The organism is Bacteroides sp. AF39-16AC (assembly GCF_003602735.1).
In the GTDB taxonomy this organism is placed as follows: Bacteria; Bacteroidota; Bacteroidia; order Bacteroidales; family Bacteroidaceae; genus Bacteroides; species Bacteroides uniformis.
The window spans coordinates 13,872-34,554 of sequence record NZ_QTLN01000027.1 but is presented as its reverse complement, the minus strand read 5'-3'; the positions used below and the strand labels follow the sequence as shown (position 1 = coordinate 34,554).

Here is a 20,683-nt window from a genome sequence, read left to right as displayed (position 1 = left end):
ATGAACAGTGTCTCCAAAGTAAAGATTGCCGTAGGCTACACTTTGTTGCTGGCGGTATTGTTTTTTTCCTTGTTCTTCGTACACCGGGAGATGGAGAACCTTATTCTTACCGATGACCGCGATGTACAATGGACAGACAGCGTACTAGCTTTGATACGCGAGAAGGATACCAATACGATAAGAATGCTGCGTACGCTGAGTGAGGCGAATGACAGCATGGTATCCACCAGTGACATTGAGCAGATAATTGCCCAGCAGGACTCGGTAGTGACCCAGCAGCGTGTGCAGCACCGTATCATTACACATCGGGATACCGTCGTGACACGCCCTCGGAAGAAGGGGTTTTTCCGTCGTTTGGGTGAAGTGTTTGTCCCCCCAAAGAAAGATACGGCTATCCAGGTAAAGACCTCCCTTGAATTTGCAACGGATACGGTGATTGAACCCTATAATCCGGCCGATTCTTTGCATGAGAAACTGCGTGCCGTGGCCCAGCAGAAAAAAGCTGTAAACACTGTTATACAGCGACGTAAACGCTATCTGCAACGCTTGGACCATATGCTGACCGCTCGTATTGACAGCTTGCTGAAAGATTACGAGACGGAAACTCTGCTGCGTGCACGGACGGAAGCCGAGTATCAACAAGCGGTCCGACGCCGTTCGGCCAAGATTATCAGTGGCATTGCCGTAGGTGCGGTGTTGCTTTCCGCTTTTTTTCTTATTATCATCGGCCGCGACATAACCCGAAGCAACCGTTACCGTCGTGAGTTGGAAGAGGCCCGTCGTCGTGCCGAGGATTTACTCGCTGTCCGTGAAAAACTGATGCTTGCCATTACCCATGATTTCAAAGCCCCGCTCGGTTCTATTATGGGCTATGCCGACTTGCTTTCCCGTCTGACGGTGGATGAGCGTCAGCGGTTCTATCTGGACAATATGAAAACCTCATCGGAACATCTGCTGAAGCTGGTCGTTGATTTGCTCGACTTCCATCGTCTTGATTTGAACAAGGCCGAAATCAACCGGGTCACCTTTCATCCTTCCCGCCTGCTTGAAGAGATACACGTCAGTTTTGAACCACTTACGGCTGCCAAAGGACTGGCGCTTCATTGCGACATTGCCCCGGAGCTGGGCGGTACCTATATTTGCGACCCCTTGCGTCTGCGCCAGATTATCAACAATTTGCTGTCCAATGCCGTGAAGTTTACGGACCAAGGCAGTGTTACCATGACTGCCCGTTACGAGGACCGTCGACTGGTAGTTGCCATTGCTGATACCGGTAAAGGTATGGAACCTGCCGACCGGGAACGTATCTTCCAGGAGTTTACCCGCTTACCGGGTGCTCAGGGTAAAGAGGGGTTTGGACTTGGACTTTCCATTGTCCGTATGCTGGTACAGTTGCTTGAAGGCACGATTGATGTAGACAGTGTGCCAGGCAAGGGAAGCACTTTCACCATATATATTCCTATCTATCCCGTAAGGAGTGAAGGACGGAGAATGAAGGATGAAGAATCGGGATGTGCTGCCACGCCGAATGGCAATTCTTCATTCCCCGTTCCTCATTCTTCACTGAAGAATGTCCTCCTTATCGATGATGACCGTATTCAGCTTACCCTTACTGCCGCCATGCTTCAGCAGAGTGGTATAAATTCTGTCTCTTGTTTACAACTGGATGAACTGCTGGATGCCTTGCGCACTGCAACCTTTGATGTTCTGCTTACTGATGTGCAGATGCCTGCTATTAATGGTTTTGATTTACTGAAACTGCTTCGTGCTTCGAACATACCGCAGGCACAGTCTGTTCCGGTGATTGCTGTCACTGCCCGCAGTGACATGCAGCGTGAGGAATTTACGGTGCATGGATTTGCCGGATGCCTGCATAAGCCGTTTACCGTCAGTGAATTGCTACATGAATTGAATATGGAGGACAAAGGGATGGAGGTTATGGAAGTTTCGGAAACTTCGGCTTGCCCGGGGTATAAATTCTTTTCGCTCACTGCTTTTTCGGTCGATGACCCCGAGGCGGCAAAGTCCATTCTGGAAAGTTTTGTGGCTGAAACCCGCCTCAATGCGGAGCGTTTGCAGAAGGCTGTGGAGAATGAGGATGTGGACGAGATGGCTGCTGTCTCCCACAAAATGATTCCCCTCTTTACTTTAATTGGAGCAGCGGAACTGGTTGCATTGCTGAAACTGTTGGAAACTTCTCATGGAGTGCCTTTTACCGGAGAGTTGAAAGAACACGCCTTTGCCGCCCTCGTTTTGATAGAGGATGTCATTACTCAGGCAACAGCTTTTCCGTAATGGGGGAACAGAGAAGAATACGTGATTTTTCTCTGTCGGGAACCAAATGTCGAAAGAAATTGTTTACTTTGTAGGACTTTTAAATACGATGAAAGATTGACGTTCCGATGAGAAGAAAATGGTTGAGAACAGCACTGTGGGTGTTGCTTACTCCTATTATACTGTTTATAATATTGATGATATTGCTTTATGTGCCTCCCGTACAGAATTTGATACGGAAGCAGGCTACGGCAATTGCATCAGGTGCTACGGGTATGGACATATCCGTGGAGCGGATTGACCTTCGCTTTCCTTTGAATTTGTTGGTCCGCGGTGTATTGGTGGTACAGCCTGCCGACAGTGCTGTTGATGTGCAGCATCCCGATACCTTGCTGAATCTTGGAAGTTTGAACGTACGGGTACAGGCATGGCCTTTACTCAAAGGGAAAGTGGAGGTGGATGACATTACCTTGAAACAAGTTGCTGTCAACTCCTCCAATTTAATGGAAGGTATGTGCATCAAAGGAGTACTGGGGCATTTCTTTTTCGAAAGCCATGGCATAGACCTTACAAAAGAAGATGCCATCTTCAATAATATAGAATTGAGCGATACCCATGTGCAGGTGATGCTTGCAGATACCACTGAGACTCCCAAAGACACTACTGACACTGCGTTAAACTGGAAAGTCACACTCCATACTCTGAAGTTGAAGAACGTCTCGGTCGATTTACAGATGCCATTGGACTCCATGGGGCTGAAAGCCCATATAGGAGATGCTGAGATTGCGGACGCTGCTGCCGACCTGAAACACCAGTTCTATGGCTGGAGAAAATTCCTGCTGACTGGAACTTCTGTCAATTATGATACCGGTGGCCCGGGGAGTGCGATAGGCTTCGACCCCTCGCACATTGCTCTTCGCGACATTCGCCTGGGCATTGATTCTGTGATGTACTACGGCAGAGATATGAATGCCGTTATCCGGGAATTTTCCATGTATGAGCGTTCCGGTTTGAGTGTAACTTCCCTGACCGGGCGGTTGTTTGCCGATTCTACCGTTATCCGTATCCCTTCTTTGAAGTTGCTGACACCTCATAGTGAGATGAACCTTACGGCACAGACTTACTGGGAACTGATAAATATACCTACCACCGGCCGTCTGACAGCCCGTTTCAATGCCCGTATCGGCAAACAGGATGTACTGCTTTTTGCCGGTGGCTTGCCGGAAGCTTTCAAGGAAGCCTATCCGTTCCGTCCGTTGGTGATTCATGCCGGTACGGAAGGAAACCTGAAGCAGATGCAGATTTCCCGTTTTACGGCTGAGCTGCCCGGAGCCTTTTCGTTGAGTGGGGGAGGAGAATTCTGGAGCTTGACCGACAGTGTGAAACGTAATGGAAGCATGGACTTCGAAATGCATACGCAGAACTTGAACTTCCTGACCGGACTAGCTGACATTGCTCCCGATGGCTCCATCATTGTGCCGGACAGTATGCACCTTGCGGCACGTCTCGGTATGGAGGGGGCGCAGTGCACTGCCGCCCTGAAACTGAAGGAGAAGGAAGGCGCCTTGAATTTGGACGCCGCCTATAATCTTGCTACGGAAGCCTACCATGCCGACCTTGCCATCAACAACTTGCAGGTGCATCACTTCCTGCCCAAGGACTCTATCTATACTCTTACGGCAAAGATGTCCGCTAAGGGGCAAGGGGTGGATGTGGCATCACGAAAAACTGTGGCCGCTTTGAATGCCTCCTTGGAAAAACTACAGTATGGCCATTGGGACATTTCCGGTGTAGATGTGCATGCCGGACTCAAGTCATCCGTTGCTACCGTCCGTCTTGCCAGCGATAATGTCCTTCTCAAGATGCAGGGAAATGCGGATATGCGTCTTGACCGCAGCTATCTGGATGGCGCTTTGGATTTAAATGTGGAAGAGGTGAATCTGCATAAGCTGGGTTTGGTGCCCCGACCATTGAAACACCCGTTTGCCTTTACAATGGGAGCGGAGGCACGTCATGATTCTCTCAAGTTGAGGCTTGATGCCGGTGACTTGAATCTGCGTTTCCGCGCTCACAGCACGTTGAAGAAGTTGATGGAACAGTCGGATAAATTTGTCTCTATCCTGACAAAGCAGATTGATGAACGGCGTTTGGACCATGCCGCTTTGCGCCAAGTCCTTCCTTCAGCGGGCATGCATCTGGAAGCCGGTAACCAGAATCCCGTCAGCTATTTCCTGGCTGCAAAGGGTATTTCCTATAATGATTTCAAACTGAGCTTCGGATTTACTCCGCAAGTCGGCATCAATGGACGTACAGCTGTTCACGGATTGCGCATGGACTCCTTGCAGCTCGATACGATATTTTTTACAGTAAAGCAGGATACTGCCCGCATGAAGTTGCAAGGTGGTGTCATAAACGGTCCCAAGAACCCGCAGTTTGTGTTCCGTAGCACACTGACGGGTGAAGTCCGTAATGAAGATGCGGAACTGACTGTGGATTATGTGAATGGAAAAGGGCAGACCGGTGTTCTATTCGGTATTAATGCCCGTCCGTTGACCGAAGGACACGGTCGCGGTAATGGTGTGCTGCTGAACCTTATTCCTGCCGAGCCGATTATCGCTTTCCGTAAATTCCACTTTGCGGACAATAGTAACTGGATTTATCTGCATAAGAATATGCGCGTCTATGCCAATATTGATATGGACAGCGACGATGGTCTGTGTTTCCGTATGCAATCCGACAAGAATGATACCCTTTCCTTGCAGAATATAAACGTAGAACTGAGCCGATTGCGCTTGGATGAACTTACGGAGGTACTTCCTTATATGCCCCGGCTTACGGGATTGTTCTCCGCCGAAGCAAATTATATACAGACTGCCACTTCCCTGCAGGTGTCCGCCGAAGCCAATGTAGAGAAACTGACCTACGAACGCCAACCGGTTGGAGACATCGGCCTGGGGGCTACCTGGTTGCCGGGCGACAAGAATACGCACTATCTGAATACCTATTTTACATATGATAATGAAGAAGTGATGACCGCCGACGGTATCTTGACGCAGAAGAACGGAAAGGATACCCTGGAAGTGTCCACCCGTTTCGAGCATTTTCCATTGAAGATGGCCAATGCATTCATCCCTGACCAAACGGTGGCCTTTACCGGAGATATTGATGGAGGGCTTTATATTTATGGTTCGCTGGACAAGCCTCAAATGCATGGTGATATTGTTTTGGACAGTGTGTCTGTCTATGCACGCCAGGCGGGAGCACGTTACTGGTTCGACAACCGTCCGGTACAGATAAAGGACAATCAGTTGATATTTGATAAGTTTGCCATTTATACCACCAGCAAGAATCCGTTTACGATTGACGGTAAGGTTGATTTCCGGAATATGGAGCGTCCTACTGCCAACCTCAATCTGCTGGCAGAGAACTATACGTTGCTGGATGCACCGCGTACCCGCGAAAGTCTGGTGTATGGAAAGGTGTTCGTCGACTTGCATGCCACGGTGAAGGGGCCGCTTGACGGGCTCACGATGCGTGGAAACATGAATTTGCTGGGCAATACCAACGTAACCTACGTGTTGACCGATTCCCCTTTAACGGTGGAAGACCGTCTCAGTGGGCTGGTTACGTTTACCTCGTTCACCGATACGACGTCGGTAAAAGCAGATGAGGTTCCTGCCATGTCTTTGGGAGGATTGGAAATGTATATGTCCGTCCATATTGACGATGCTGTCCGTCTTCGTGCCGATCTGAGTCCCGACCGTAGCAAATACATCGAACTGGAAGGTGGCGGTGATTTGAATATGCAGTATACTCCCCAAGGGGATATGAGCCTTACCGGACGCTATACCCTTTCGGGTGGCGTCATGAAATATTCGCTGCCTATCATCCCGTTGAAGGAGTTCCAGTTCAATCCCGGCAGTTATGTGGATTGGCGGGGGAATATTATGAATCCTACGCTGAGCCTGAAGGCTACGGAACGTATGCGTGCTTCTGTGGCCGATGGTGACGGGGACGGTTCGCGCATGGTGAACTTCGATGTTTCCATTTCCATCAAGAACAGGCTTGACGCTCCCGATTTGATATTCGATATTTCGGCGCCCGAAGATGCCGCAGTAGAGAATGAGCTGCAGGCAATGGGTGCAGAAGAGCGTAGCAAGCAGGCCATTGCCATGCTTGCCACGGGTATTTACTTGAACAGTGGTGCCAAAGGAGGAGGTTTGTCAATGGGAGCCGCCTTGAACTCAGTGCTTCAGAGCCAGATAAACTCCTTGGCGGGAGGTATAAAAGGGGCCAATATCAGTGTAGGTGTGGAAGACCGTACCTCTGCTGAAACGGGTGACACGCAGAAAGACTTCAGTTTTCGTTATTCCCAGCGTTTCTTCAACGACCGCGTACAGATAGTCATCGGTGGAAAAGTGTCCACCGGGGCCAATGCCACGAACGATGCGGAATCATTCATTGACAATATATCGCTGGAATACCGTCTTGATGCGTCGGGTACTCGATATGTCCGTGTATTCCATAATAAAAACTACGAAAGCATACTCGACGGTGAGATAACCGAAACGGGTGTCGGCCTTGTGCTGCGCCGGAAGATGGACCGATTGAGTGAACTCTTCATCTTCAGGAAGAAAAAGATAAAACCGGAGGCTGAAAATAGCGATATGAAAAAGTAGGAATGTGATATGAAACGACTGATATTATATATTGCAGGATTGATATTTCTGGCAGGTTGCTCCACCACGAAGCACTTGCCCGAGGGGGAGATACTCTATACCGGCCAAAAGCCAATGATTGTATTGAACCGCAGTGAAACGTCTGTTGGTGAGATTGCTATGGAAGAGGTGGAAGCCGCCCTTGCTACGGCACCGAACAATTCGTTGCTGGGAAGCTCTACTATCCGCTATCCCTTTCCTTTCGGACTGTGGATTTACAATGGTTTCCAGAAGTATGAGAAGGGATTCGGAAAGTGGATATTCAATAAATTTGCCGCCACTCCGGTGCTTATGTCTACGGTGAATCCCGATATACGCCAGAAGGCGGCGGTTAACTTGCTGCGCGATTATGGCTATTTCAACGGAAGCGTCAGCTACAAGACATTTATCGACCCGAAGGACTCGCTGAAGGCAAAGTTGCAATATACGGTGAACATGCGTAACCCCTACTTTATAGATACGGTATATTATCGTGGTTTCAGCGAGCGTACCACTCGCATTATGGAGCTGGGACGCCGACGTTCCCTTATCAGTTCGGGAGAACAATTCAATGTGGCTGATTTGGATGGGGAGCGTACCCGTATCAGTACCCTGCTGCGTAATGTGGGCTGTTATTATTTCCGTCCCGACTACCTGACCTATCAGGCCGATACCATGATAGTTCCCAATGGGCATGTCCAGATGCGCTTGATTCCCGTTCCCGGTATGCCAAAGGTAGCCGAGAAGCAGTTCCGTGTGGGGCGTAAATCCGTCTATCTTCTTGGAAAGCAGGGGCAGGAACCCAATGACAGCATGGATTACAAAGGCTTGACCATACATTACTACAACAAACCTCCGGTACGTCCCAACATGCTTTACCGTTGGTTGAACTATCAAGGTTATCGGCGGAAACGTCAGATACAGGACAGCGCAGGTATTGCCCGCCAGCGTTCTATGCAGAGTTTGTATAGTTTGTACCGTCAGACCCGTATTCAGGAGCGTCTGGCAAGCGTCGGTATTTTCCGTTATGCGGAGATGCAGTATATACCGCGTGATACGGCGTTTGTGTCTGATACATTGGATGTGAGGGTCATTGCCGCGCTCGATAAACCCTACGATGCGGAGTTGGATTTTAATGTCACCATGAAGAGCAATAACCAGACGGGACCGGGTGCCGCTTTTACGGTGACGAAGAACAATGTCTTCGGTGGCGGTGAAAGCTGGAATGTGAAGTTGAACGGTTCGTACGAATGGCAGACGGGCAAGTCAAGTTCTTCCCTGATGAACAGCTATGAACTGGGGATTTCCACTTCTCTCATCTTTCCGCGCGTGGTGTTTCCTAGGATGGGCGACCGTGAGTATGACTTCCCGGCTACAACGACTTTCCGTTTATATGCCGACCAGATGAACCGTGCCAAGTATTATAAGCTGCTGGCTTTTGGCGGTAATGTCACTTATGACTTCCAGCCCAAATCGACTTCCAGGCACAGTATAACTCCTTTCCGTTTGACATTCAATGTGCTGCGTAATCCTACTGCCGCTTTCGATACGTTGCGTGCCGAGAATCCGGCACTCTACGTTAGTTTGCGCGACCAGTTCATTCCTGCCATGGAGTACACCTATACTTATGACAACGCTTCCGTGCGCGGCAAGCGTAACCCCATCTGGTGGCAGACCACCGTTGCGTCGGCCGGTAACCTGACTTCTGCCGTCTACCGTATTTTCGGCAAGCCGTTCAGTGAGGAAGGAAAGAAGCTTTTCGGGGTACCTTTTGCACAGTTCCTGAAGCTGAACTCGGAATTCAGGTACCATTACCGGATAGACAAGAACCAAATGATAGCCTCGCGTATTGCCGGAGGGGTGATATGGTCGTATGGCAACGCTACGACTGCACCTTATACGGAACAGTTCTATATCGGCGGTGCCAACAGTGTGCGCGCCTTTTCTGCACGCAGTATAGGTCCGGGCGGCTATCCTCCCGAGACGGACAGAAAATATACCTATATCAACCACGTGGGTGATATTCGCATAGAAGCCAATATCGAGTATCGCTTCCGTATGATTGCCGACTTGCATGGAGCGGTGTTTCTGGATGCCGGCAATGTATGGCTGATGCGTAAGGACGAAAATCGCCCGAACGGTGAGTTCACCTTGAAGAATTTCCCGAAACAGATTGCTTTGGGCACGGGATTTGGCTTGCGTTACGATTTGGACTTTCTTGTTTTCCGTCTGGATTTGGGTATCGGGCTTCACGACCCGTATGATACCGGGAAGTCGGGGTATTATAATATTCCCAAGTTCAAGGACAGCATGGCGTTGCATTTTGCCATCGGTTATCCGTTCTAAATGTACCTTTTTGAACGGATAGTGGTAAAGAATGAACTAAAACTCCCTTCTGTCAGCCATAAATTTTTGTACATTTGCAGCCGTTATCAACTGTGATATACTAACCTTTTTAAATAATAACTAAATATGAAACCAACTTTATTCTTATTGGCAGCCGGCATGGGCAGCCGTTATGGTGGCTTGAAACAATTGGACGGACTAGGCCCGAATGGCGAAACTATCATGGATTATTCTATTTACGATGCCATCAATGCCGGTTTTGGAAAGCTCGTTTTCGTAATTCGTAAAGATTTTGAGCAGGATTTCCGCGACAAGATTATTTCCAAATACGAAGGCCATATCCCCTGCGAACTGGTATTCCAGTCCATCGATGACCTTCCCGAAGGCTTCACCTGCCCCGAAGGCCGTACCAAACCTTGGGGAACCAACCATGCTGTAATGATGGGTGCCGATGTGATAAAGGAACCGTTTGCTGTTATCAACTGCGACGATTTCTACGGTCGTGATTCCTTCCAGGTAATGGGCAAATTTCTTGCAGCCCTTCCCGAAGGTTCCAAAAATGTATATTCCATGGTAGGCTTCCGCATCGGTAATACATTGAGCGAAAGCGGTACCGTATCCCGTGGTTTGTGCGGAACGGATGCAAACAACTTGTTGACTTCTGTAGTAGAGCGTACCAAGATTCAGCGTATGGACGGCGAGGTGAAGTACATCGATGATAACGGTGAATGGACTGCCACTCCCGAGACGACTCCGGTCAGCATGAACTTCTGGGGCTTTACTCCCGATTACTTTGCTTACAGTGCAGAGTTTTTCAAGAGCTTCCTGAGCGACCCGAAGAATATGGAGAATCTGAAAAGCGAATTCTTCATCCCGCTGATGGTGGATAAGCTGATTAACAATGGCACTGCTACCTGCGAAGTGCTCGATACAACCAGCAAGTGGTTCGGTGTGACTTATCCCGAAGACCGTCAGAGTGTAGTCGACAAGATTCAGGCTTTGGTGGATGCGGGTGAGTATCCTGCGAAGCTGTTCTAAAGTAAGACGGAAGGATAACTTGATTCGCATTAATTTATTTGGGTAAAAGAACAAAAGGACAAATATGGGGAAGGCGTTTGCCAGAGCTATATTTGTTCTTCTGTTTTCTGTTCACGAGGTGTCTGGTGCAAGCATACTGAAATGTTGGAACAGAACCCTGCATTGGGCTCACCGATATTGGAACCTTTGAAATCAGATTACTCCAAGTATGTCCGGAACAGCGTAGGGAATTGGTTAAATGATGCAAGTAAGACGCAATCCGGATTTGTAAGGAAGCTTTGCAGGCGTTGGGAAAGTGAAACGAAAGAGACCAAGTATATCGTTAAGAAAGCGCTGAGGACTGTCGGTAAATGAGTGTCTGTTCCAAGGTATGGGGTGAGTTTTGGGCTTACTGAATCGATGTGCGGGAAAAAGGGCATTATATCCTCAAACATAAATCGTTATAACCAAGTGATGAAACAATTAATTGCATGTTGCGGACTGGATTGCGAAAATTGCGCCGCCCGTATAGCCACTGTCAATAATGACGATGAGCTGAGAGAGAAAACCGCCAAAGAGTGGAGTGTGCTGAACAATACGCCGGAAATTACGGCAGAAACCATCCATTGTATGGGGTGCCGTGCAGACGGGGTGAAGTTTGCCTATTGCAGCGATTATTGTGCTATCCGCAAATGTGTGTACGAAAAAGGTTTCAATACTTGCGGTGACTGTAAGGAACTGGAAACTTGCCAGGTGGTAGGTGCCGTTCTTCAGCATGCACCCGGTGCAAAGGAAAATCTTTATTAACCGTAAATTCTTTGATTAAATAAAATATTGCTTATCTTTGCAGTATGACAAAGACATTTAAATCGGATTTGGTTTTGTAAACAATCTGTGTTCCTTGCACAGATTGTCCCTTTCGTTTACTCTCGGATAACTTCTTTCGAGAGTGTTTCTCTATTGTTATAATTAAAGTTTAATCCGCGTATTATGCTGAAGGTATTGTGATACTTTCCGTATATGCAAAATATAGTAAGAAAATGAGTAACGAAAATAAAACCATCCACGATTTCGAACTTAGTCTAATCTGTGACTTTTTCTCCAATATGGAACGGCAAGGCCCTGGCAGTCCCGAAGCGACGTTGAAGGCATTGAGCTTTGTAGACGGCCTTACTGATAAATCCCTTATTGCCGATATAGGTTGTGGAACGGGTGGCCAGACAATGGTAGTAGCCGGGCATGTGCCGGGGCGGATTACCGGAATTGACCTTTTCCCCGGCTTTATTGACATCTTCAACCGTAATGCAAGGCAGTTGGGCTTGCAGGACAGAGTAAAAGGAATTGTCGGTTCAATGGATGCCCTCCCTTTCGGTGAGGAGGAGCTGGATATGATTTGGTGTGAAGGTGCTATCTATAACATCGGCTTTGAACGTGGCTTGAAGGAGTGGCGTAAATATCTGAAACCGGGAGGGTATATTGCCGTATCCGAGAGTTCATGGTTTACGGACGAACGTCCTGCGGAAATCAATGACTTCTGGATGGACGCCTATTCTGAAATGGATACACTTCCCAATCAGGTAGCCAAGTTGTACAAGGCGGGTTATCTCCCCGTTGCTACATTCATTCTGCCGGAGAATTGCTGGACAGAGCATTACTTTGCTTCAAAGGTTGCGGCTCAGGAGATTTTCCGTAAGAAATATGCCGGTAATAAAATTGCCGAAGAGTTCAGCTCACTCCAAATGATTGAGGATGAACTATACGGCAAATATAAGGAATTCTACGGTTATGTGTTTTTTATTGCTAAGAAGGTAGGTTGATGGCAGACTTCTCTTATTGAGGAATGCGGGTATTCTCATGGCAGAATATCCGCATTTTGTGTTTTGAGTGGATTTTATTGTTTTGAGGATGTGCGGAACTTCTGAGGAGGTATTCCCGTATGACGTTTAAAGAATTTGTTGAAGAAGGCCGCATTATTAAAACCTAGACTCACGGCTATATCCTTTATCGGAGTGTTGGCGGTACAAAGTTGTGCTTTGGCATCCATGATGATAGTATTGTTGATGATTTCCATGGCTGTATGTCCTGATTCCTTTTTGACAAGGCGGCAAAGAGCTGCCGGTCTCATATTCATTTTCAATGCATAATAGGACACTTGATGCTCCCGGACATAGTCTGTGTGTACCAATCGGATAAAAATGCGGTATTGGTTGAAATGCCTGCTGCCCGGAGTCTCTTTTATTCTAGGGCGTTCCGGACAGAGTTCGGATATACCTTGTAACAGATAGGTCAGTAGAGTTTGCAATGAAACTAGACTTGAGGGGCTTTCTGTTCTTTGGTAGAGGTGTGACAAATAGGTCATGAACTCGGCATAAAGCTGGAAGTCCGTTTTCGATAGAGGAAAAATATAGTGTTTGCCTATAATGTGAAACTTATCCATCATGACCTTGCCGGCCCCTGAACTCTGGATAAGTTGTTGGGAAAATATGACGACATATATTTCAGCATCGTCTGACGTGTGTAGCAATTGTACGAAGGTCTCGGGAGGAATAACTAGGAGGGTGTTAGCTTCAACCCTGAATTGAGTATGGTTTATGATGGTTTTCAGAACTCCTTTGGTGCATAGAGCGAAGATACTGGCCTTGGTGTGGTATGGCTTTTCCACTAGCGGATTCAGTTCATTGGTTGTGATATGATTGCAGGCAATGAACTCGGCATTTATATTGAATTCGGATATATTCATGTTGGAGATTTTAAGACACAAAAATGGGGGATAATAATGTATAAATGACAGAGATAACAGTTAAAATCAATATTACGCTCAATTTGTCTCTGTTAAATAAGGTAAAGTTGTGAATAATAGAATATATACATGCTAAAACGGAATATTGATTTATAAGGGTTTGTTTGTGGCATAAGCATTTTAGCCCGAACTTTGCTCCTTGTATGATAAAACAATTCTGATGAATCCGAATGTTCCTCAAGAAGTACGTATAATAAATGCCATCTCCGAGCAGTTGTTCAACTCATGGCCCGTCAGCATTATTATGATTGATTTGGAAGATTGTATCTGGCGTCTGAATCAGCAGGTGATGAATGAACTCCATTTGAATGAGTATGTGATAGGGCGGCGTATCACTGACTTATTGGAAGTGGTATGTGATAAAAAGAATGTGTTAGAAGACCTTTTGCTGCAACTTCGGGAGAGGGATGTGCGGATTATTCCCTTAGATATCAATTGCTTTATACGTGAATTGAAGAGTGGTATCAGTTTTCTGATACAAGGTGCTATGGTGGGAATTCATGAAGATGGACAATTGGTGAGGATTGTACTCTATTTCAGGAATGTGTTGGAAGAACGGACACAGAAGCATTTGCTGAATATTGCGCTGAGCCGCACCCAGATATTTCAATGGTCTTTCGACATGGAACATAATCTGATGATTATAGAACCGCGTTATTTTGAATATTTGGGGATTCCTACGCGTGACTATACGCTGACGCCTGAGGAATTCGCATTTCTGATTCATCCGGACGACCGGAAGGGAGTGTTTGATGCTTTGGCTTTACAGTTGCATGGTAATTTGTACGAACGCCCAGTGGAATACCGTCTACGGAGGGGAGACGGCAAGTGGGAGTGGTTTGAGGCGCAATCTACCTATGTGGGGCAATTGACGGATTTGCCGTTCCGTATCATCGGTATTTGCATGAGTACGCAGAAATACAAGGATACGGAGAATAAATTGAACGAGGCTTTGCAGAAAGCGCAACGTAGCGATGAGTTGAAGAGCGTATTTCTTGCTAATATGAGCCACGAGATACGTACGCCACTAAATGCCATTGTGGGCTTCTCTACACTACTGGCTTGTGGGGATGCCGACTTGTCGCGGCAGGAGATTATGGAATTTACGTCTTTGATTGAAAAGAACAGCCAGTTGTTAATGGTGTTGATTTCAGATATTCTGGATTTGTCCAAGATAGAATCGAACACGATGGAATTCCATTTTGAGAAGGTTTCTTTAAATGGCATATTGGAAAGCATTTACAGTGCGCAGAAGATGAATCTTCGGAAAGGAGTGGAGTTACTGCTAGACCTTCCGGACCGGGCGGCAGTTATCTATACAGATCCTACGCGTTTGGGGCAAGTTGTCAACAATCTTATCAATAATGCGGTGAAGTTCACTGCTGAAGGACGCATAACCATAGGGTATAGGCTGAAGGACTTTGCTACATTGGAAGTCTTTGTGGAAGATACGGGAACTGGCATGTCGGAAGAAGTTCTGGCGCACATTTTTGAACGTTTCTATAAGGGAGATGCTTTTGTGCAGGGCACGGGATTGGGATTGGCCATTTGCAGGACTATCGTTGAAAGGTTTCATGGAAAAATAGAAGTGGCTTCAACTCTTGGCAAGGGGAGCCGCTTTGCAATTGTCCTTCCGCAGGAAATGCGGGAGTAGTGTTCTCTTTCTTGGATATTTGATGTAATTATGTGAGCGTATGATATTGTATAACGTTGAAAATCGCTACCTTTGCAGTCTTGAACGATAAATTCATTGACACTATGATATCTGTAGAAGGACTGAAGGTAGAATTTAATGCCACTCCTCTGTTCGAAGACGTCTCTTATGTTATCAATAAGAAAGACCGTATAGCTCTTGTCGGCAAGAATGGTGCCGGTAAGTCCACCATGCTCAAGATATTGGCTGGCATTCAGCAGCCCACTGCCGGCATTGTTGCCGTTCCTCGCGAATGTACTATCGGGTATTTGCCCCAAGTGATGATACTCAGTGACAAGCGCACCGTAATGCAGGAGGCTGAACTTGCCTTCGAGCATATTTTTGAGATGCAGGCGGGCATCGAACGCATGAATCGGCAACTTGCCGAACGTACCGATTACGACAGCGAGGATTACCAGAAACTGATTGACCGCTTCACTCACGAAAACGAACGTTTTCTGATGATGGGCGGCACCAACTACCGTGCCGAAATAGAGCGCACGCTCCAAGGGCTGGGCTTCAGCCGCGAGGACTTTGACCGCTCTACAAGCGAGTTTTCCGGTGGTTGGCGTATGCGTATAGAGCTTGCCAAGCTGTTGCTTCGCCGTCCGGATGTGTTGCTGCTCGACGAGCCTACCAACCACCTTGACATCGAGAGTATCCAGTGGTTGGAGAACTTCCTTTCCACCCGTGCCAATGCGGTGGTGCTTGTCAGCCACGACCGCGCCTTTTTGAACAATGTCACTACGCGTACCATCGAAATAACTTGTGGACGCATTTACGACTATAAAGTGAAATACGATGAGTTCGTGGTGCTTCGCAAGGAGCGCCGGGAGCAGCAACTACGTGCTTACGAGAATCAGCAGAAGCAGATACAAGATACGGAAGATTTCATCGAACGTTTCCGGTACAAAGCTACCAAGGCTGTGCAAGTGCAGAGCCGCATCAAGCAGCTCGAAAAGATAGAGCGCATCGAAGTGGATGAGGAAGACAACTCCTCTTTGCGCCTGAAGTTTGTTTGCAGTAGCCGTAGCGGTAATTATCCCGTTATCTGCGAGGATATGGAGAAATCCTACGGTGGGCACGTTGTTTTCCACGATGTGAATTTGACTATCAACCGAGGAGAGAAGGTTGCTTTTGTCGGTAAGAACGGCGAAGGTAAGTCTACGCTTGTAAAGTGTATTATGGGTGAGATTACGGATTATACCGGTAAGCTTACACTGGGACATAATGTGCAGATTGGATATTTTGCCCAGAACCAGGCACAGCTTTTGGATGAGAGCCTGACTGTATTCGATACGATTGACCGCGTGGCCGTAGGGGATATCCGCCTCAAAATCCGTGATATTCTAGGTGCTTTCATGTTCGGCGGTGAGGCTTCGGATAAAAAGGTGAAGGTGCTCAGCGGTGGAGAGCGTACCCGGCTTGCCATGATAAAACTGCTGTTGGAGCCGGTGAATTTCCTGATTCTCGACGAACCTACGAATCATCTTGACATGCGTTCCAAAGATGTGTTGAAGGAGGCTATCCGCGATTTTGACGGAACGGTGATAATAGTCAGCCATGACCGTGATTTTCTGGACGGACTTGCGACTAAAGTGTACGAGTTTGGTGGCGGACTGGTGAAGGAACATCTGGGAGGAATTTATGATTTCCTGCAAAAGAAGCAGATAGAGAGCCTGAATGAGTTACAGAAATCCCCTTCACTTTCCGCTTCGCCCACTGCCGGTAAGGCGGCATCGGGAAATGCTGGTGCAGAACCGGTTCAACCCTCGGCAGCCAAACTCTCTTATGAGGAGCAGAAGGAGCTTAATAAGAAGCTCAAGAAACTGGAACGTCGCGTTGCCGATTGTGAAGCGGAGATAGAGCAGACGGAGGCTGCCATTGCCATTCTTGAGGCCAGGATGGCCACACCGGAAGGTGCTTCGGACATGTCGCTTTATGAGCAGCACCAAAAACTGAAAGAGCAGCTTGACCGCGTGATGGAAGAGTGGGACGCGGCTACTGTAGAGTTGGAGAATCACTAACTATTATATTTTATATGTTTATGAAAGCAAATCATTTGTTACCCATTGCAGCATTCTGTCTGATGACGGCTTCCTGCAACACCGGCAAGCAGCAGGCTGAACTTACAGCAGGCATCCAGCTCGCCAATCTTGACACAACGGCTCTACCCGGAACTGACTTTTACCAATACGCATGTGGCGGTTGGATGAAGAACAATCCGATTCCTGCTGAATACTCACAGTACGGTTCTTTTACTATCCTTGCAGAAAACAACCGCAAGCAGATTCAAGGACTGATTGAAGAGCTTGCCGCCACCCAGCACGAAGCCGGCAGCGTGGCACAAAAAATCGGTGACTTGTACAAAATCGTAATGGACAGCGTGAAGCTGAACAAGGACGGTGTAGCCCCCATCAAGGCTGAACTCGACCAGCTGGCTGCTTTGAAGGACAAGAAGGAGCTTTATGCCTTGCTGGGCGATATGCAGAAGAAGGGTATCATCGCCTACAACGTGCTGTATGTTGGCGCTGACGAAATGAACAGTAGCATGAATGCTGTACAGACCTATCAGACCGGGCTGAGCATGGGCGAACGTGAATACTATCTGGAGAATGATGAGGCTACTGCCAAAATTCGTGATGCTTTCCGTACACATGTACAGAAGATGTATCAGTTGGCTGGTTTCGACGAGGCTACTGCCAAGAAAGGTATGGAGGTGGTGATGGATGTGGAAACACGTCTTGCCAAGGCTTTCCGCTCTCGTACGGAGTTGCGTGACCCGCATGCCAATTATAACAAGATGAGCATGGAAGAGTTGAAGAAGAATTATCCTACTTTCGATTGGGATGCTTATTTGTCTGCCATGGGCTTGAAGGATGTGAAGGAAATCATCGTAGGCCAGCCCGCTTCACTGAAAGCTGCTGCCGATATTCTGGATACGCTGCCCATTGAACAGCAGAGCCTTTATCTGCAATGGAAATTGATTGATTCTGCCGCAAGCTTGTTGAACGATGCTATGGCAGAACAGAACTTCGACTTCTACAGCCGCACCATGAGCGGTACACAAGAAATGCAGCCTCGCTGGAAGAGAGCGGTAAGCACTGTAAGCGGCGCGCTGGGCGAAGCTGTAGGTCAGATGTACGTGGAGAAATATTTCCCTGCTGCTGCCAAGGAGCGTATGGTGACTTTGGTGAAGAACTTGCAGGAAAGCCTGGGCGAACGTATCCAGAATCTTGCCTGGATGGGTGATTCCACTAAGGTGAAAGCTCTGGAGAAACTGGCTACCTTCCATGTGAAGATTGGTTATCCCGACACTTGGAAAGACTACTCCACACTGGAAATCAAAAACGACTCTTACTGGGCAAACATGGAACGTGCCAACGAGTGGAGCCATGCCGAAATGATAGCCAAGGCCGGCAAGCCGGTGGATAAGGACGAATGGCTGATGACTCCGCAGACCGTCAACGCTTACTATAACCCGACTACGAACGAAATCTGTTTCCCCGCCGGTATCCTGCAATATCCTTTCTTCGATATGAATGCGGATGATGCCTTCAACTATGGTGCCATCGGTGTGGTAATCGGTCATGAGATGACTCACGGATTCGACGACCAGGGTCGCCAGTACGACAAGGACGGTAACCTGAAAGACTGGTGGACTGCTGAAGATGCCAAGAACTTTGACGAGCGTGCCCAGGTGATGGTAAACTTCTTTGATAGCATCGAGGTTGCTCCGGGCGTATATGCCAACGGACGCATGACATTGGGTGAGAATATTGCCGACCACGGTGGTCTGCAGGTTTCTTATCAGGCATTCAAGAAAGCTACGGCTGCCAATCCGCTGCCGGTGCTGGATGGTCTTACTCCCGAACAACGTTTCTTCCTGGCATACGCAGGTGTATGGGCCAATGATATCCGTCCCGAAGAAGTGTTGAACCGCACGAAGAGTGATGTGCACTCATTGGGCGAATGGCGCGTAAACGGTGCATTGCCGCAAATCGGTGCTTGGTATGAGGCATTCAACGTGACAGAAAAAGACCCGATGTTCTTGCCGGTAGAAAAACGTGTATCTATTTGGTAAACCAACAAAATAACCCTTAAAAAAAGGCGGCAGACTGGAAACAGATGCCGCCTTTTTTAATTATACCTAATTTATTGTGTATGAATGTATGTATGAATAAACAAAATTTGTAACTTTGCGCATCAAATACTAATATACGCATACTTTAATACGCAAATCCATGTCTGAAACAAAAAGAATCAAAACAGCTCTGGTATCTGTTTACCATAAGGAAGGTTTGGACGAAATCATTACCAAACTGCATGAAGAAGGTGTAGAGTTCCTCTCAACCGGTGGAACCCGTCAGTTTATAGAATCCCTGGGTTATCCCTGCAAGGCAGTGGAAGACCTCACTACATACCCTTCCATCCTGGGCGGACGCGTGAAGACTTTGCATCCGAAGGTTTTTGGAGGTATTCTTTGCCGCCGCGGATTGGAGCAAGACATGCAACAGATTGAAAAATATGAAATCCCCGAAATAGACCTCGTCATTGTTGACCTCTATCCGTTTGAGGCTACCGTTGCCAGTGGTGCCGAAGAACCTGCCATCATCGAAAAGATTGACATAGGTGGTATCTCCTTGATTCGTGCCGCAGCCAAGAACTACAACGACGTGGTTATCATCGCTTCGCAAGCACAATATCAGCCGTTCCGCGACATGCTGATGGAACACGGAGCCACTACTACCATCGAAGAACGTCGTTGGTTTGCCAAAGAGGCTTTCGGAGTGTCTTCACACTATGATTCTGCCATCTTCAACTATTTCGATGGCGAGGAAGGTTCCGCTTTCCGTTGTTCTGCCAACAGCCAGAAGACTTTACGCTATGGTGAGAATCCGCATCAGAAAGGTTATTTCTATGGCAATCTGGATGCTATGTTCGACCAGATTCACGGTAAGGAAATCTCTTATAACAACCTGCTCGACATCAATGCTGCCGTTGACTTGATTGACGAATTCAAGGATACGACTTTCGCTATCCTGAAGCATAATAATGCTTGTGGACTGGCTTCACGTCCCACTGTGCTCGAAGCATGGAACGATGCGCTTGCCGGTGACCCGGTATCCGCTTTTGGTGGTGTGCTCATCACTAATGCCGTGATTGACAAGGCTGCTGCCGAAGAAATCAATAAAATTTTCTTTGAGGTGATTATCGCTCCCGATTATGATGTGGATGCGTTGGAAATCCTCGGTCAGAAGAAGAACCGTATTATCCTGGTCCGCAAGCCGGCAGCTCTGCCTAAGAAGCAGTTCCGTTCTTTGCTGAATGGCGTATTGGTTCAGGACCGCGACCTTAAGGTGGAAACTCCTGAAGAATTGAAGACTGTAACTACGAAGGCTCCCACTGCACAGGAAATTGAGGATATGCTCTTTGCAAACAAGATTGTGAAGAACAGTAAGTCGAATGCCATTGTGCTGGCAAAAGGAAAGCAGTTGTTGGCAAGTGGTGTAGGTCAGACCAGCCGTGTGGATGCTTTGAAGCAGGCTATCGAGAAAGCCAAAAACTTCGGTTTCGACTTGAATGGCGCTGTAATGGCAAGTGACGCATTCTTCCCTTTCCCCGACTGCGTGGAAATTGCCGGCAATGAAGGCGTAACAGCCGTCATCCAGCCGGGTGGAAGTATCAAGGATGAACTCTCGTTTGAATATTGCAACGAGCATGGCATTGCCATGGTAACTACGGGATTCCGTCACTTTAAACACTAATTCGGATTTACGATTTGACGATTTACGATTTACGATTGAAGTTACATCGTAAGTCTGAATCTCAAATTGTAAACAAGAGGTATATCAA

The 20,683-nt window shown here is 47.6% G+C and carries 11 protein-coding genes; 10 read left to right on the top strand and 1 reads right to left on the bottom strand.

Annotated elements, in window-relative coordinates; all coding sequences use genetic code 11:
• From DW039_RS17680 to DW039_RS17650, 6 genes are all read left to right on the top strand, one after another.
• Complete coding sequence (locus DW039_RS17680) at window positions 1-2,295, top strand: hybrid sensor histidine kinase/response regulator (protein ID WP_120382177.1); 2,295 nt, start codon at window positions 1-3, stop codon at window positions 2,293-2,295.
• A gap of 107 nt (window positions 2,296-2,402) precedes the next feature.
• Window positions 2,403-6,953, top strand: coding sequence for a translocation/assembly module TamB domain-containing protein (locus tag DW039_RS17675; RefSeq protein WP_120382176.1), 4,551 nt, complete (start codon window positions 2,403-2,405; stop codon window positions 6,951-6,953).
• A 9-nt stretch (window positions 6,954-6,962) separates the two neighbouring features.
• A complete protein-coding gene (locus DW039_RS17670) occupies window positions 6,963-9,317 on the top strand; it encodes a BamA/TamA family outer membrane protein (protein WP_117887494.1) in 2,355 nt (784 codons plus the stop codon).
• Window positions 9,318-9,443: 126 nt separating this feature from the next.
• A complete protein-coding gene (locus DW039_RS17665) occupies window positions 9,444-10,355 on the top strand; it encodes a nucleotidyltransferase (RefSeq protein ID WP_005828584.1) in 912 nt (303 codons plus the stop codon).
• 453 nt (window positions 10,356-10,808) lie between these two features.
• Complete coding sequence (locus DW039_RS17655) at window positions 10,809-11,141, top strand: DUF3795 domain-containing protein (protein ID WP_005834939.1); 333 nt, start codon at window positions 10,809-10,811, stop codon at window positions 11,139-11,141.
• Window positions 11,142-11,374: 233 nt separating this feature from the next.
• A complete protein-coding gene (locus DW039_RS17650) occupies window positions 11,375-12,151 on the top strand; it encodes a class I SAM-dependent methyltransferase (RefSeq protein WP_165853118.1) in 777 nt (258 codons plus the stop codon).
• 74 nt (window positions 12,152-12,225) lie between these two features.
• On the opposite strand, the gene DW039_RS17645 is transcribed toward DW039_RS17650, so the two are convergent.
• Window positions 12,226-13,074 carry an AraC family transcriptional regulator gene (locus DW039_RS17645; RefSeq protein WP_005828555.1) on the bottom strand — a complete coding sequence of 283 codons (849 nt, stop codon included), beginning with the start codon at window positions 13,072-13,074 and terminating at the stop codon, window positions 12,226-12,228.
• A gap of 220 nt (window positions 13,075-13,294) precedes the next feature.
• On the opposite strand from DW039_RS17645, the gene DW039_RS17640 reads away from it, so the two are divergent.
• The 4 genes from DW039_RS17640 (at window position 13,295) to purH (ending at window position 20,595) form a co-directional block, all read left to right on the top strand.
• Entirely contained in the window at window positions 13,295-14,788 is a 1,494-nt protein-coding gene (locus tag DW039_RS17640) for an ATP-binding protein (protein ID WP_005828554.1), read from the top strand.
• A 104-nt stretch (window positions 14,789-14,892) separates the two neighbouring features.
• Window positions 14,893-16,854, top strand: coding sequence for a ribosomal protection-like ABC-F family protein (gene abc-f, locus DW039_RS17635; RefSeq protein WP_035450317.1), 1,962 nt, complete (start codon window positions 14,893-14,895; stop codon window positions 16,852-16,854).
• 20 nt (window positions 16,855-16,874) lie between these two features.
• Window positions 16,875-18,911: a M13 family metallopeptidase gene (locus tag DW039_RS17630; RefSeq protein WP_009037259.1), complete on the top strand. Its 2,037-nt coding sequence runs from the start codon at window positions 16,875-16,877 to the stop codon at window positions 18,909-18,911.
• A 160-nt stretch (window positions 18,912-19,071) separates the two neighbouring features.
• The gene (gene purH, locus DW039_RS17625) at window positions 19,072-20,595 is read left to right on the top strand and encodes a bifunctional phosphoribosylaminoimidazolecarboxamide formyltransferase/IMP cyclohydrolase (protein ID WP_005828546.1); all 1,524 of its coding nucleotides are present in this window, start codon (window positions 19,072-19,074) and stop codon (window positions 20,593-20,595) included.
• Window positions 20,596-20,683 lie beyond the last annotated feature (88 nt).

Coding starts and splice junctions, on each gene's coding strand:
- DW039_RS17640 (WP_005828554.1), top strand. CDS start 13,295: ATGAATCCGAATGTTCCTCAAGAAGTACGTATAATAAATGCCATCTCC.
- DW039_RS17645 (WP_005828555.1), bottom strand. CDS start 13,074: ATGAATATATCCGAATTCAATATAAATGCCGAGTTCATTGCCTGCAAT.
- abc-f (WP_035450317.1), top strand. CDS start 14,893: ATGATATCTGTAGAAGGACTGAAGGTAGAATTTAATGCCACTCCTCTG.
- DW039_RS17665 (WP_005828584.1), top strand. CDS start 9,444: ATGAAACCAACTTTATTCTTATTGGCAGCCGGCATGGGCAGCCGTTAT.
- DW039_RS17680 (WP_120382177.1), top strand. CDS start 1: ATGAACAGTGTCTCCAAAGTAAAGATTGCCGTAGGCTACACTTTGTTG.
- DW039_RS17630 (WP_009037259.1), top strand. CDS start 16,875: ATGAAAGCAAATCATTTGTTACCCATTGCAGCATTCTGTCTGATGACG.
- purH (WP_005828546.1), top strand. CDS start 19,072: ATGTCTGAAACAAAAAGAATCAAAACAGCTCTGGTATCTGTTTACCAT.
- DW039_RS17675 (WP_120382176.1), top strand. CDS start 2,403: ATGAGAAGAAAATGGTTGAGAACAGCACTGTGGGTGTTGCTTACTCCT.
- DW039_RS17650 (WP_165853118.1), top strand. CDS start 11,375: ATGAGTAACGAAAATAAAACCATCCACGATTTCGAACTTAGTCTAATC.
- DW039_RS17670 (WP_117887494.1), top strand. CDS start 6,963: ATGAAACGACTGATATTATATATTGCAGGATTGATATTTCTGGCAGGT.
- DW039_RS17655 (WP_005834939.1), top strand. CDS start 10,809: ATGAAACAATTAATTGCATGTTGCGGACTGGATTGCGAAAATTGCGCC.